This is a genomic window from Mesorhizobium sp. B1-1-8 (assembly GCF_006442795.2).
Taxonomy (GTDB): domain Bacteria; phylum Pseudomonadota; class Alphaproteobacteria; order Rhizobiales; family Rhizobiaceae; genus Mesorhizobium.
This window is the reverse complement of record NZ_CP083956.1, coordinates 5,292,821-5,307,263: the sequence shown is the minus strand read 5'-3', so window position 1 is coordinate 5,307,263 and position 14,443 is coordinate 5,292,821. Positions and strand designations below refer to the sequence as shown.

7 protein-coding genes are annotated in these 14,443 nt (G+C 61.1%); 4 read left to right on the top strand and 3 right to left on the bottom strand.

Translation table 11 applies throughout. From position 1 onward, the window contains the following. Window positions 1-4: 4 nt before the first annotated feature. Genes FJ974_RS25915 through FJ974_RS25905 form a run of 3 tightly spaced genes read left to right on the top strand, consistent with a single transcriptional unit; the run spans window position 5 to window position 4,634 of the window. Complete coding sequence (locus tag FJ974_RS25915) at window positions 5-3,052, top strand: OmpA family protein (protein ID WP_140535361.1); 3,048 nt, start codon at window positions 5-7, stop codon at window positions 3,050-3,052. A 13-nt stretch (window positions 3,053-3,065) separates the two neighbouring features. Then, window positions 3,066-3,560 carry a Rab family GTPase gene (locus tag FJ974_RS25910; RefSeq protein WP_140535365.1) on the top strand — a complete coding sequence of 165 codons (495 nt, stop codon included), beginning with the start codon at window positions 3,066-3,068 and terminating at the stop codon, window positions 3,558-3,560. 3 nt (window positions 3,561-3,563) lie between these two features. Then, the gene (locus FJ974_RS25905) at window positions 3,564-4,634 is read left to right on the top strand and encodes an adenylate/guanylate cyclase domain-containing protein (protein WP_140535368.1); all 1,071 of its coding nucleotides are present in this window, start codon (window positions 3,564-3,566) and stop codon (window positions 4,632-4,634) included. 15 nt (window positions 4,635-4,649) lie between these two features. Here FJ974_RS25905 and FJ974_RS25900 read toward each other — a convergent pair whose 3' ends face one another. The 3 genes from FJ974_RS25900 to FJ974_RS25890 all read right to left on the bottom strand — a co-directional run bounded on the left by FJ974_RS25900 (window position 4,650) and on the right by FJ974_RS25890 (window position 11,201). Beyond that, window positions 4,650-6,875, bottom strand: coding sequence for a mechanosensitive ion channel family protein (locus FJ974_RS25900; protein ID WP_140535370.1), 2,226 nt, complete (start codon window positions 6,873-6,875; stop codon window positions 4,650-4,652). A gap of 329 nt (window positions 6,876-7,204) precedes the next feature. Beyond that, window positions 7,205-7,885, bottom strand: a complete 681-nt coding sequence (locus FJ974_RS25895; protein WP_140535525.1) for a redoxin domain-containing protein — start codon at window positions 7,883-7,885, stop codon at window positions 7,205-7,207. A 19-nt stretch (window positions 7,886-7,904) separates the two neighbouring features. Further along, on the bottom strand, window positions 7,905-11,201 hold the full coding sequence (locus FJ974_RS25890) for an adenylate/guanylate cyclase domain-containing protein (protein ID WP_140535528.1): 3,297 nt from the start codon (window positions 11,199-11,201) through the stop codon (window positions 7,905-7,907). Window positions 11,202-11,512: 311 nt separating this feature from the next. Between FJ974_RS25890 and FJ974_RS25885 the strand changes: the two genes are divergently transcribed. Further along, a complete protein-coding gene (locus FJ974_RS25885; RefSeq protein WP_140535373.1) occupies window positions 11,513-14,422 on the top strand; it encodes a trifunctional glycosyltransferase/class I SAM-dependent methyltransferase/polysaccharide deacetylase in 2,910 nt (969 codons plus the stop codon). The last annotated feature ends 21 nt before the right edge of the window (window positions 14,423-14,443 follow it).

Below are 14,443 nucleotides of genomic sequence, written 5' to 3'. Positions count from 1 at the left end.
GAACTTGACGTCGAGCGTCGACCCAATCAGCCTTCCTCAAAGCGCAGCTTCGAACGATACCGAGATTGATCGCGAGGCTCTGGCTCGTCTTTTGGTCGAAATTGCCCGGAACGTTGATCCGGACAATCATGCGCGCTTCGACGGAATTCCAAGCGCCGATCACCGCATGGAAACGCTTCGTCAGCTGCTCGTCGGCGGCGAAATCTCGGAGCTTTCACGAGTTACGCACCTGCTCGACGAACCTGAGCAGCTTGCGGCCGCGGTGGGGAGCGTTCTCCCCGATGCAGCCGCACGTGCGTCTCATGCGCAACTCGGTGAGGCGCTTGCACCGGCTGTCGAGAGGGCTGCGCAACGATCCATCCAGAAAAACCCGCGCACGCTGACGGATATATTATACCCGGTGTTTCTGCCGGCTATCCGCAAGTCGATCGGCGAAAAGATCGACCAGACCTTTCAATCGCTGAATGAATCTTTAAGGCATATATTCACTTGGCATGGACTGAAGTGGAGATTTGAGGCCTGGCGAACGGGAACAAGCTTCTCCGAGGTCGTTCTCAAGCATTCTCTCGTCTATCGTGTCGAACATGTCTTTCTCATCAGCCGCAGCTCCGGGCTTTTGATTGCGCATGTAACCGCCGAAAACGCGACCAGCGAAGACCCCCAGCTGATTTCCTCGATGCTCAGCGCAATCCAGGATTTTGTGAAGGACTCATTCAACGAGAAGGAAAACAGCGGCCTGGACACCATCCGGTTCGGCGAACTTCGCCTCTGGTCGGAAGTCGGACCGTTCGCGACCCTGGTTGCGGTGATCCGGGGAAATCCGCCGGAGGAGTTGCATGAAGTAATCCGGGACGTATTGCTTCGCATCCATGATCAGTCCTCGCAGGCTTTGGAGCAGTTCGACGGCGACACCTCGCAGTTGGCCGGCGTGGAGACGCAGTTGCAGACCTGCGTCGAACTGCAGCATACGGATTCAAAAGAGGGATTTCCGTGGCTGGTGGTGACGGCAGCCCTGCTGGTTCTGATTGCGGCAGGCGTCTGGTTCTTTCTTTCCTGGCAATCCGGACAGCGCTGGCAGGCCTATCTATCGCGACTGGAAACCCAGCCGGGCATCGTCGTTTCCGAACAAAAGGCGCGTGGCGGCCAGTTCTATATTGCCGGACTGAGAGACCCGCTCGCCGCCGACCCGCAGTCGCTGTTGTCGGGAACCGACGTCGATCCCGCTCGCGTTCATTCGAACTGGCAGTTCTACCAGAGCCTGGAGCCTGAGTTCGTGCTGAAGCGGCTGACGGCGTCGCTGGCGCCGCCGGATTCGATCCGGCTTTCAGTCGTCGATGATCGCATCGTTGCCGAGGGTGAGGCTACCACCACGTGGATCAACCGGGCGCGGGCCGCCGCCCAGCAGCTTTCGGCAGGCGGACCGGTCTTTGACATCTCCAGGGTTCGTGATGTGAGCGCCGAGGACCGATGGCAGGCCTATGTGTCGCGACTGCAGACCCAGCCCGGCATCATCGTCGCCGATCAGAATGTGCGCGACGGCCAATTCTATATTACCGGTCTGAGAGATCCGCTTGCGGCCGACCCGCAGTCGCTGTTGGCCGGAACGCAGGTCGATCCCGCGCGCGTTCATGCAAGCTGGCAATTCTACCAGAGCCTTGAACCGCAGTTCGTGCTGAAGCGGCTGACGGCGTCGCTGGCGCCGCCGGGTTCGGTGCGGCTTTCGGTCGTCAATGATCGCATCGTTGCCGCGGGTGAGGCCACAACCGCGTGGATCAACCGGGCGCGGGCCGCCGCCCAGCAGCTTTCAGCCGGCGGACCGGTCTTCGACATCTCCGAGGTCCGTGACGTGAGCCCCGAGGAGCGCTGGCAGGCCTATGTGTCGCGACTGCAGACCCAGCCCGGCATCATCGTCGCCCAACAGAATGTGCGCGATGGCCAATTCTATATTGCCGGCCTGAGAGACCCACTTGCCGCGGACCCGCAGTCGCTGTTGTCGGGAACGCAGGTCGATCCCGCGCGCGTTCATTCAAGCTGGCAATTCTATCAGAGCCTTGAGCCGGTGTTCGTGCTGAAGCGGCTGACGGCGTCGCTGTATCCGCCGAAATCGGTTCGGCTTTCGATCGTCCAGGGTCGCATCGTTGCCGAGGGTGAGGCTCCCGACACCTGGATAGACCGAGCGCGCGCAGCGGCTCGACAGCTTTCAGCAGGCGGACCGGAGTTCGACATCTCCAAGGTTCGTGATGTGAGCCCCGATGCACGCGCGGCGGAGCATTGGCAGTATTATGTGTCGCGACTTGAGGCCCAACCGGGAATCATCGTCGCTCAACAAACGGCGAGGGGCGGAGATTTCTACATTTCCGGTCTGAGAGACCCTCTTGCCGCCGACCCGCAAGCTCTTCTGTCCGGAACGGAGGTTGATCCTGCGCGCGTTCATTCACTGTGGCAATTCTATCAGAGTCTTGATCCGAAGTTCGTGGTGAAGCGGCTGACGGCGTCGCTGTCCCCGCCGAAATCGGTTCGGCTTTCGATCGTCCAGGGTCGCATCCTTGTCATGGGCGAGGCTCCGGCCGGCTGGATCAGCCGGGCGCAGGCCGCCGCCGAACAACTTTCGGCGGACGGAGTGGTTCTGGATGTCTCGCAGCTGCGCGAGTTGAACCTTGCAGAACTTAATCATTTGAGAGAGGCCATCCAGACGACCGATATTTTCTTCTCTTCCGGCAGAGTTGTCCCGGGACCGGAGCAGACGCCGGTGCTCGACAGATTGGCTGATCAGCTGAAGGAATTCGCCGAAAATGCCCGCAAGGCAGGCGTGACAGCGCGGTTCATGTTGACCGGCCATTCGGACACAACGGGCCGTGAGACGGCAAACGCGTCGATCAGCGCCGCCCGCGCAGAGACAGTTCGCGCGCTTCTCAACAAGCGCGGCGTCGCTCTGGAACTGCTGCTGGTTCGGGGCGCCGGCACGTTTGAGCCGGCGGTGCCCGAAAATGAAAATAGTCGAACTGGGAACCCCACCAATCGCCGGGTTTCGGTTACGGTGAACTTGGACTAGCGCGGAGCCCGGGATGCTGCAAAAAAAGATCTGCATGTTGGGCGGGTTTTCTGTCGGAAAGACGAGTCTGGTTCGCAGGTTTGTGCAAAGCATCTTTTCAGAAACCTACTTGACCACGGTGGGAGTGAAAATCGACAAGAAGAGCGTCGCGCTCCCGGACAAAACCGTAGATCTGATCTTGTGGGATTTGGCCGGCGAAGACGATATCGGCTCATTCCGCGTCAGCTATGTGCGAGGTTCGACCGGGCTGGTGCTTGTCGTCGACGGAACCCGCGCCGCTACTCTTGGCGTGGCGCTGACGCTGCGCGAGCGGGCCGAGGCCGAATTCGGCGCTATGCCGTTTGTGTTGCTGGTCAACAAATCCGATCTGGCCGATCGGTGGGCGATACAGGATAATGAGATTAACGACCTCAGGCAACGTGGATGGCAAATCTATCTAACAAGTGCGCTTTCTGGCGCAAATGTTGACGATGCGTTTCGTCAGCTTGCCTCGATGGTCGCCAAATAGATCATGCGTGGATTGCCAGGAGAGGTCAAAAGCTGGATTTACAATTTCTTCTACAATGAGCACGCTATCGCATACCTGAAAATTGACGCCCGGCTTTGCATAGCTGCGAAGGGCGGTAACGTTGAACATTACGGACTTTCATCGCTTCGCATTGGTAAGCCTGTTGTCGATCAGCTTGAATTGATGGAAGGTTTGCTGCCTTGCCCGGAGCTTCCATATCATATGCCCATGATGGAACTGCCCAGCGGGCGTGTCGCCGACCTTCATCTTTTTGCCGACGATGCCTGCGTGTGGCTGCTCTTTCTTGACGCCACTGCCGAACGCGAAAATAGGCAGCGGCTTCAACAGAAGGCGTATGAAATGACGCTCCTGCAAGAGAGGGAGCGTCAACTCAACGAGAAATTACAATCGACGAACGAGGCGTTGAGGAAGAGCCAAGAGGAATTGTCGCGTGAATACCAGCGCGCCGAAACCCTGCTCCTCAACATTCTTCCGGCGCCGATCGCGGCGCGGCTAAAGGCGCGCGAACGAATTGCAGACAACCACGCGGAGGTGAGTGTGCTTTTTGCCGACATCGTCGGTTTTACCGAAAGAGCGCGAAGCGTCGGCGCCGTGGCGACGCTCGCTATTTTAAATTACTTCTTCAAGGCGGCGGATCGGCTCTCGGAACGATACGGCTGCGAAAAGATCAAGACTATCGGCGATAGTGTGATGGTGGTCGCTGGCCTGCCTGCAGCGCGATCCGATCATGCGGAAGCCCTCGCGCACTATGCACTTGAACTGCGGAAGGCGGCCAAGCGCGAACGCTTCGCGGGAGAACCGCTAAGACTCAGAATTGGAATTCATTCAGGACCAATCGTCGCGGGCGTCATAGGCAAAAGGCGGTTTGCCTATGATCTGTGGGGCGACACCGTCAATCTCGCCGCACGTATTCAAAAGTCCGCGGAGCCCGACGAAATCCTTATTTCGGATGCAACTCACAAACTGCTTGGACCAAAGTTTGCTTGCGACCCACTCGCGGAAACGGAATTGCGTGGTACAGGCCGTGTGCAAATGTGGCGGCTCCCGGCTTGATCTGTCACGGCTTTCTTATTCCGTTGTGCTGGCTTTTTTTCTGCGCCGATTGGTATGCGACTGCGCGACGGCCACTTTCAACTCGGGTGTGATCTCCAACGGCGCGTTCTCTGCCCCCTGTGGGTTCTGCAGCCCCTCGACGTGGACGGTCGGAAATGGCAGTTCGATGCCCTGCTCCTTGAAGACCTGGCGGAGACGTACATAGAATTTGCGTTTCATGGCGAAGGCGCCTCCCGGTCTGGTTGTGACCTTGACCCTCAAGACGATGCCGTACTCGCCGAACTCCTGCACGCCCTGCATCTTGATCGGCGAGAGCACCCACTGTTTGAATTCGGGATCTTCCGCCAGTTCGAGGCCGATCCGCTTGATCAGCCTGCGAGCGAAGTCGATATCGGTGTCGTAACCGACGGTGATGTTGAATTTGTCGGTGACCCAGTCACGGCTCTGGTTCTGGACTGCTCCGAGCTCACCGAAAGGTATTGTGAACAGCGGGCCACGATGGTGGCGCAGCTTCACCGAGCGCAGCGAAAAGCTCTCCACCGTTCCCACATAACGGCCGGATGTAATGTATTCGCCAACACGAAACGCATCATCGAGCAGAAAGAACACGCCCGAAATGATGTCCTTGACTATGGTTTGAGCTCCGAATCCCACAGCGACGCCGACGACTCCGGCGCCGGCGATCAGCGGGCCGATCTCGATACCCATTGAGGCGAGCATCATCAGCACCGCCATTACGACGATCACCGCGAGCAAAATGTTCTGGATGATCGGCAGGAGCGTGCGCAATCGCGCCTGCTGCGGATCGAGGATCGGGACCTCCTCGTCGTCGGTCACCGCGTGCGGCGTTTCGATGCCCAGCTTTCGTTCGATCAGGGCTTTGATGATCGACCAGCCGAAATCGGCGGCAAGGGCAATGACCATGACATTGATCAAGCCGCGCAAGATGAGCGTGGTCGTCGTATCGCTGCCCTCCATTGATTGCATGTCCAGACCCCAGACACGCGCCAGAAAATAAGCCGCCGCCAGTATCAAAATCATCCGGACTCCGCGATCGACGACAGCGATCGTCACCGCCGGGATCGTAGGCCGGCCAGCTTCTTCCGAACCCGGCCGCAGGACGAAATTGACCCCGCGCTGCGTCAGCACAATTGCCAAAGGCAGAAAGAATGCGGCGAAGGTGAACCAGAACAATATATTGAGGCCGGCGATGCGCTGCAGGAACAGAACGATGAAATAGGAAGTCAACAACCATGACGCTGCGGTGTGGCCGCTCTGGTGCGCACCCTCTCGCTGTGTTCTTGGCCGACGCCAGACGGCAAGCAGCAAGAGCAGCAGCAGCACGAAATCGGCGCCCGTTGACAGGACCATCATTCCGTCCTGATCGATGCCGAGACCCGGCAAGAGGATGAACGCGGCGGCGAAGAAGGCGAAAACGCCGACGATCCGGGGTAGCCAATAGAACCAATGGTCAGCCGTTTCGTTGGTGATCGGCAAGGCACGAACCTCGACGGCGTTCTCGACGTGCATGAAGGAAGGCACGAGCATGGCTGCGAGATACATGCGCACAGCCGCTGTAAAGACCGCAGCTATCAGAAATGTCAGCACGATCTCGCGGATAAGCATCGGCCAGTCGAACAACATGAACGCGCCGGCGCTGCCCAGCGCGAACGAGACGATCAGCAGGCTCGAGTAAAGCGTACGGCCGCCAATCTTCTTGGCTCGGCCAATGGGCGTGTCCTTCGGCTGCGCGATGACCCAAAGACGAAACGGACGGGTGAGCTTGTACGTTGCCCAGGTGAGCGCCACGCCGGCAGCGATGAACATCGCAATCAGCAAAAATACGCCGGCGGACCCCTTGCTGGACATATCCTCCATGGTCTCTGTCCGAACGCGCGCGAACTGGCCTGGCAGCGAGGGCACAGTCCGCGCGATCCTTTCGATATGATGCTTGATGCGATCGAGCGTCGAGGAGGCCATGGTATTCATCTGGCCTGGTGCGGCCGCGGCGTCGGACGATCCGTTGGCCGGTGAAGCTCCTGCTTCGGCAGGCGCTCCCGTCGATCCCGCGTCCTGATTTCTTTGTCCGGCCACCCAGGCCTTCACGGACGGATCGTCGAGAAGCTGGAACAGCTGTTTGACCTTTTCAGGCGGGACGCTCGCTGGCGCCTGCGCCTGTACGGGGCCAGCCAGCAAAAGGGCGATCCCGAAGACGAGCGGCCTGACAATCAGGACAAACATAGCAGCCGGATCTCTGACACGTCGTGCCGAGCCGGCCAGATTCCTGGCTCCCAATCGTCGAAGCATGAGCGGCATCGTGCTGTAACCTTCCGGCCAAATCGGCAAGCAATGACATCCATGCCCGCCACTGCTCCTACCTTGAAGAAGCCGATACTGCGCTGCAAGACTTCATCGTTCCGAAGCTGGACCGTTGCGCCGGGTATCTGGCGATGTTTATTTTAGCCGGGGGGGGGAAGACATTCCCACCTTGCCCGGGCCTCCGATCTAGAACGCGCTCGGCACCAGGATCGCAGGCCCGCAGCACGAGTGGGTCTAGCTCGTTTGCAAGTCTACTGGGCCACTTGGGACACGGCTGACATCAGCTCCTGCGGGTTTGCCGCCGCAAACATGTATCGCCCACCCTCTGGAACCTCCGTGAAGCTCCAGCGGACGATCCCTTGCCGGTCCAGCAGGAACTGACCGATCAGTTGTCCGTGTCCCGTTGCCATCATCTGCTGGTCGGCTTCGGTCACTTCGTAATGGTCCTTCCTGTCGAGGAATTCGCTGGCTGCAAAAGGATCCATTGGACCGGGCAACTCGCTCGGCATCTCGACCCGCATTCCCTTTGCCGCTGCCATCGAGACCTTGTATGGCCAGATCGTCTCGTCTTGGGTGAATTCGAGATTGGGCAATCCAAAGGCACGATGTGAAGCGCGTTCGGGGTCCGAGGCCGCAAGCAGATTCGGCATCGGGTGGTAGCGGAAATAGAGACGCGCTCGCTCGATCGGCGTGTTGACAACCGTCAGGCTCCCCACGCCCTTTTCGCGCAGCTCTGGATCAAGCCGCGCCTGGGCGGCGATATGGCGCCGGCAAAACGCACAATGCAGGCCTCGAAACAAGCCGACCAGCACCGGTTTTTGTCCGCGAAAGTCGTCAAGCGCGATCTTGCCTTCCTGGGTGATGGCGTCGAGCACGACGTTCGGCGCACGGTCGCCCGGTTGAAGCGGTAACAAGTCACTAGGCGCGGACATTTCCAACCTCCCATCCCGGCTAGTCGAGAAAAGGCAGCACCACAAGCGCTTCCGGGTCGAGCCCGTGCTGGGCGCATATACCCTGCGCCAGGGAAAAGTACCGGTCGGCCTCGGCCAGATTGTCGAGGTCGAGATTAAGCGTCGCAAGACCATCATAGCACGGAAACAGCTGTTGGGGTTCGCCCGTCTCGCGGGCTACCTCCAGTGCTTGGTTGAACAAGCTAACCGCCAGCTCCGGACGGCCGTTGCACTGGTGGATCTGCCCAAGCACGATCAACGGCACCGGCAGGTGCTCGCGCTGGTCGAGCGCCCGGTCGATCTCGATGGCCTTCTCGGCGGCAGGCACGCCCTCCGTTGGACAGCGATCCGTAAAGGTACAACAAGCGACCGCCAGATTGGCGAGGAGGCGCGCCTGGAAGCCCAAATCGCCAATACGGCGCGCCACTTCAAGACCGCGCCGACAGACCTCTATGGCCCGTGTCGGATCGATGGTCGTATAAAGCACGCCGAGATTGGTGTAGCCGCGGCAGGCCGTGCCCAGTAGACCGGCGTCTTCGGCCAGTTCGATACTACGCTCAATCTGACGCACCGCTTCAAGATCTCGCCCAAGGCGAGCCAGCGCGACAGCCTTGGTATTGAGTGCCTCGGCGGTCACAAGAGTGGCGTCACGCCCTCCCTCGGAGACATGCTCCGTCGCCAGACTGCGTACGCAATCCAGCGCCGCGTCCGCCCATTTTGCCGCGAGAGCGTGATCTCCACTGCGGAACGCCTGTCGGCCACGTTCTTGCCAGAGATGCGCCTGCTCGACCGGGGCATCCGCTCCATCAAGGAGCGCTGCCGCTTCAGCGTAGCGGGATTCTGCGTTGTCCCGCTTGCCGACGTCCCATAGCAGGCGACCGATCTTCCGCAAAACGCGCGCCGAAGCGACACGATCGGCTGCCTCGCGGTATGCCTGCAACACCGTCTCGTAGTGGTGGTGCGCGATCTCGCGGCGGCCTGCCGGACCGCTCAAATCGGCAATGCGCTCGGCAATAGCCAGTTTGAGCGGTGTTTGCCCGATCGCGCCCAGCGCAGTCAGTGCTCGCTCGTAGAAACGAAGGGCATCGTCATTGGCGTATATCATGCGAGCGCGATCGCCCGCCGCCAGCAGGTAATGCGCGCCCTTCTCGCGCTCGGCGCTCTGTGCGAAATGATGACCGAGCACGGTCAAATCCTCGAGCCGTTCCGGCTTGTCGCCGTACAGTTGCTCCAAGGCGGCACCGACCCGCCCATGAATGTCGGTCCGGCGTTGCAGGAGCAGATTCTGATAGATCACATCCTGCAGCAACGTTTGCGTAAAGCGGTAGCTTTGCGACGAGACCGAGCCTGATCCGGCAACTTCCTCGATGATTTCCGCATCGCAAAGCAGTTCGCAGCCGGCCTCCAAGCGGCCGGGATCGGCTGTCACGGTTTTCAGAAGTGTGGCATCGAAGCGCGGACCGATTACCGCGGCTTCCTGGGCCAACCGGCGCACCTCCTGGGGCAGCCGGTCGACGCGGGCAAGCAACATTGCCTGGATGGTGGCGGGAATGCCGGTTGCGACTTCGCCTGCCGCAGTCCGCCATCGCTGGCCTTCGCGCATCAGAAGACCGCGATCGATCAGGCCGCGAACGATCTCCTCCACGAAAAGGGGATTGCCGCCCGCGCGTTCGAGGATCTGGTCGAGAAGCCCGCCTGCGGAGTTTACCCAGCTCTCGCCGAACAGCGCCGCCAGCAGGCTGCGCCCGTCATCATCGTTGAGCGGCGAAAGCCTGAGCGCTGTGTGACTGACCCGGCTTGAGTCGAGCTGGCCGTTGTCCGGCGCCGGACGATGCGTGACCAGCAGCATCAACCGCGTGCGTTCCAACCTGTCCATCACGAAACGCAGTGCCTCGAGCGACACGGCGTCGGCCCAGTGCAGGTCTTCGACGACAATCAACAGCGGCGACAACGCAAGCCGCCGTTCCATGATTGTGTGGACCGCGTAGAGAATTTGCCGCCGCAACTGCTCGGGCTCGACATGCTGCAAGGTGACGTCGGGGTCACCAATGCCAAGAACATGGTAGAGCAAAGGCATCAGCCGCTTCGCCTCCTCGCCCTGCAGGCCGAGATCGGTAAGCAAGCCTGCGAGCTTCCCCCGCATTTCCTCCCCATTGTCGTTTTGCATCACCCCGGCGGCGCTGCGCACCACTGCGCCCAAGGCGCCAAACGATTGCTCGCCCAGCGGTGAGCACGTGGCCTGCCGCACGGCGACGTTGCGAAAACGATCCTCGTCGCCGACGCGGGCCACGAACTCCTTCACCAGCCGCGATTTCCCGATACCGGCTTCTCCGACGAGGCGGACAAGTTGGGCCGAGCCGCCGCACGCCTGGTCAAGGCACGCCAGCATTCTATTGAGCTCCGCGCCACGACCAATTATCGGCGCGCTGAGGCCGAGCGCCTCCAGCCCGCGCGCCGCGCGCGGCGCCGCAAGCGGTCCGCCCAGCCGATGGACGAGCACACTGCCAGCCTTGCCTCGAAGCCCGACATCGCCCAGCGACTCGTAGGAGAAGGCATGCCGGGTCAGCCTGTGAGTGAGCTCGCCGACCAGCACCTCACCCGGTGCGGCCAGCGATTGCAGGCGCTGCGCCGTATTCACTGTGTCGCCGGTCACCGAGTAGGATTTGGCGGTCCCGATGCCCAATCCGCCAGTGACGACCGGACCAGTGTTTATGCCGATGTGGAGTAACAGAGGCGAACCGGATTGGGGGGCGCTTTCGCCGAGCCGCGCCGTCCGGGCGATCATGTCGAGAGCGGCGCGGAGCGCACGTTCCGGATCGTCCTCATGCGCGACCGGCGCGCCGAACAAAGCAAGCAGGGCATCGCCCATGAATTTGTCGACGAAACCACCAAAGTTTCGCACGGCCGCCGTCAACTCCTTGAACAGTTCGTTCTGCAGCGCTTGCATGACCTCGGGGTCGAGTTGCTCGCTGAGTGTGGTGAAGCCGCAAAGGTCGGCGAACAGGACCGTCACCGTGCGGCGATCGGCGTCAGAGACGGGATGCAGCCCTTCTTCGCCTTCGATGTTCGCAAGCAGCGACGGAGTTCGGGAAGGCGGCACGATGGTCCGGGTTGTCGGAGCAGGCCGTTCGACGGCTTTTGCGGGCGCACCGACGCTTGCCCCACATTTCGGACAGAACTCGAAATCAGGCGCGCAGAGGTATCCGCAACCGGCGCATGGCACGGGCTGGCGCCTGCCGCACTTCGGACAGAAGGCGTAACCGCTCTCAACCTGGAAACCGCAGCCCGAGCAGTCCATGGAACAAGACCTCACCAGCGGCCGTGACGACATAATCTCGCTATGCACTTCACGGCCAGGGTATTCACAAGGATGAACCGATAGCCGTCGACCGGCAAGCGGCATCGAGCGCTTGCCGTTCAACCCTGTCTTCAAGTCCTTTTTGCCTGCCTCTAATTCGTCTCCGATCTTGACAGAGCAGTGCTGCCGTCCGATGCCGTCATTCGTGGCACCGATGTTCGATGCCGGGCAAATCATCGGCGCAACGCTTGCCAGCATCCCCCGGCAGATCTACCAGGCACAGGATATGGTCCAGGCGCGGGTAAGACGGCGTGGCGCATGATCCCTTGGTTTCAATCGTGGTTCCTGCGCGCAACGCGGAGGCTACACTGGCGCGCGCGCTCGATTGCCTTCTCGACCAGGGAATAGTGGATTGGGAGGCGATCATCGTCGACGACGCTTCGACGGACCGCACCCCAGCGATCATTGCCGGATATGTAGAGCGCGATGCCCGATTTCGGACGTTGAGGTCTTGCGCCTATAGCCCCGCCGGCGCGCGCAATAGCGGGATTTCGACGGCGCGCGGTCGCTGGCTCATGTTTCTGGATGCGGACGATTGGGTGGACGCCAGCTTCCTTGCGAAAATGCTGGCCGCGCTGAAAAGTGCTCCCGATGCAGTGGCCGCCTATTGCGGTTCTCGGCGCGTGATGCCCGATGGCGAACTTACCCCGTCGAGCATCTCGACGGAGGTTGCGATCGGGCCCTTCGAAACATTCGCCCGCCGGTGTGCAATTTGCACTCACGCGCTGCTGGTCGACCGGGAGACAATCGTCGAGCTGGGCGGTTTCGACGTGTCGCTGCGCACCTGCGAAGACTGGGATCTGTGGCAGCGCCTCGCACGTCTCGGCAAAAATTGGGTGATGGTCGACGAGCCGCTCGCTTTCTATCGGGTCAGCCCCAACGCGCTCTCCCGCAATTCGACGCAGATGACGGCCGATGCGGAAATCGTGATCGCCCGCGGCTTTTCTCCTGATCCCAGGGTCAAACACCCGGCATCGGCACACGCCAATGGAGCGATCGATGCGAACGGTGGCACCGCTTCCGCAGCACTCGCGTGGTTCGCATTGTGGAACGCCGCGTCGGATTGCGGCTGCGGCTCGCGCTCGATCAACCCGCAATCCCTGCACGCGCTCCCGGCAGGACGCAAGTGGTCGCATGAGATCGCCAAGGTGATCTTCGATGGCCTTATGGTAGGAAGCCTGTCCGTGCCAACCCAATTGGCTGCCAGGTGGGACAGGTTCGGCGGCTCCCTCACCGAGTTGATCATCAAACTCGGCGAAGTCTGGGGTGATCCCGTAGCGGGTCGCCGGGTCCAGTATCACCTTGAGCAAATGCTTCTCGAGTTCGACGACCTTGCCGCGCCGCGCAGACTGGCGCGGACACTCGGAATTCGCGTCGACGCCCGAAATCCGACCGCGATCGAGCTTCCGCAAGGTATCGATCAAATCTATGCCTGTCTGATGATCGATGGCCAGATCGAGGCTCGCGTGCAATTCGGCGTGCTCGGGAAAGTGACAACGCGTCATTGGATTGAATTGATCCTGAATGTCGTGCCTCCTGAGCGGCTAGTAAGCAAATCCATTTTTGCAGCCGAGGCATCGTTGTCCATGGCGGGACGCCGGCCTGATGCGGACAGCCATTTCGGCGAACTCGCGCGATTGGCCACGGAAGCGCAAGAGCTGGTTCGGTCGAGCGCCGAAGCTGCAGAGCCCCTTGCAGCGCCGCGCCGAGCACCGGCCGCGGATGGGCACGACAATGATCGCACGTCGTCGTTCTGGGATCGCCATTTCGCGACCGAGGATCCCTGGAACTATAATTCGCCCTATGAGCAGGAAAAATATGAGCGGCAGCTCGAAATTCTGCCTGCCGGTCCCATCGCACGGGCGCTTGAGCTGGCCTGCGCGGAGGGTCACTTCACGCGGCAGCTGGCGCCGCGAGTGGGCCATTTGACCGCGACCGACATCTCGGCCGTAGCCATCGGGCGGGCGCGCGCGCGATGCGGCGATCAGCCGAATGTAGAGTTCGGCACACTGGATTTCTCCACGGATACCTTGCCGGGTGAGATGGACCTGATCGTCTGTTCGGAAGTGCTCTATTACCTGGAGGATCTCGCCGAGTTGCGGCGCGTCGCCAAAAAACTCGTTGAGGCACTGGCCCCCGGCGGCAGTTTCATCAGCGCACACGCATTCGTGCTCCGTGACAATCCTGAAAGGACGGGCTTCGACTGGAATACATTCGGTGCACAAGCGATCTCAGAGACACTGGCAGCGACCGAAGGCCTTGTTCTCGAGCAATCGATCCAGACCGAGCTCTATCGCATAGACCGCTTCCGCCGCCAGTCACCAGGCGATGTGGCGACGGAACCGATGATTGATCATGTGCCAATCCGCGCGCCTGTCGACGTTGGGGTCGCGCGAAGGATCGTCTGGGGCGGGGCGCACGCCTTGCGCCGCGATGTCGCGCGCAGCGAGCGGCGGCAGCGTATCCCTGTCCTCATGTATCACAGCGTCGCCGACGATGGTCCGGCCGCGCTCGCCCGTTTTCGGTGCACGCCCGCCGCATTCGGCAGCCAGATGGCATGGCTGCGCGCCAATGGCTTTCACGCGATTTCGTCAGAGCAGCTGGAACGGCTCATCGCCAACCGTCAACCTTTTGCCGGCCGCCCGGTGCTCATCACCTTCGACGACGGCTTCCAGAACTTTGCTGACCATGCCTGGCCGACTTTGCGCAAGAACGACCTGACCGCGGAAGTGTTCCTGGTGACGGACTTGGTGGGTGAAAGTGCTCAGTGGGACGCCATCAGCGGTCCGCCGGCGCCGCTTATGGACGCCGCGACGGTGCGGCGCCTCGCCGGCGAAGGTGCGTTCTTCGGAAGCCATCTGGCGACGCATCGCGCGATCGACGGTCTGTCGAGCTCCGAGCTGGCCGCCGAGCTCCTGCGCTCTCGCATGTTCATCGAAAAATGGACCGGTCGGCCAACCACGGCGTTCGCTGCACCCTACTCGGTCACCGACCGACGGCTTGGCCGGCTGGCAAGGGAGTGCGGCTACCGGATCGGCTTTGGCGGCAGACACGGGCCGGCGGGCCTCGATGGCGATCCCATCGACCTTCCGCGCATCGAGATTCGCGGGGATCGCTCGCTCGACGACTTTGTTGCCATCGTCGAGGCCGTGCTCGAATGAAGCGCGTGAAGCGAGGCTTAG

What these genes read in the sequence shown, in the direction of transcription:
- FJ974_RS25910 (WP_140535365.1), top strand. Translation starts at nt 3,066, where the DNA reads ATGCTGCAAAAAAAGATCTGCATGTTGGGCGGGTTTTCTGTCGGAAAG.
- FJ974_RS25900 (WP_140535370.1), bottom strand. Translation starts at nt 6,875, where the DNA reads ATGTTTGTCCTGATTGTCAGGCCGCTCGTCTTCGGGATCGCCCTTTTG.
- FJ974_RS25895 (WP_140535525.1), bottom strand. Translation starts at nt 7,885, where the DNA reads ATGTCCGCGCCTAGTGACTTGTTACCGCTTCAACCGGGCGACCGTGCG.
- FJ974_RS25905 (WP_140535368.1), top strand. Translation starts at nt 3,564, where the DNA reads ATGCGTGGATTGCCAGGAGAGGTCAAAAGCTGGATTTACAATTTCTTC.
- FJ974_RS25890 (WP_140535528.1), bottom strand. Translation starts at nt 11,201, where the DNA reads ATGGACTGCTCGGGCTGCGGTTTCCAGGTTGAGAGCGGTTACGCCTTC.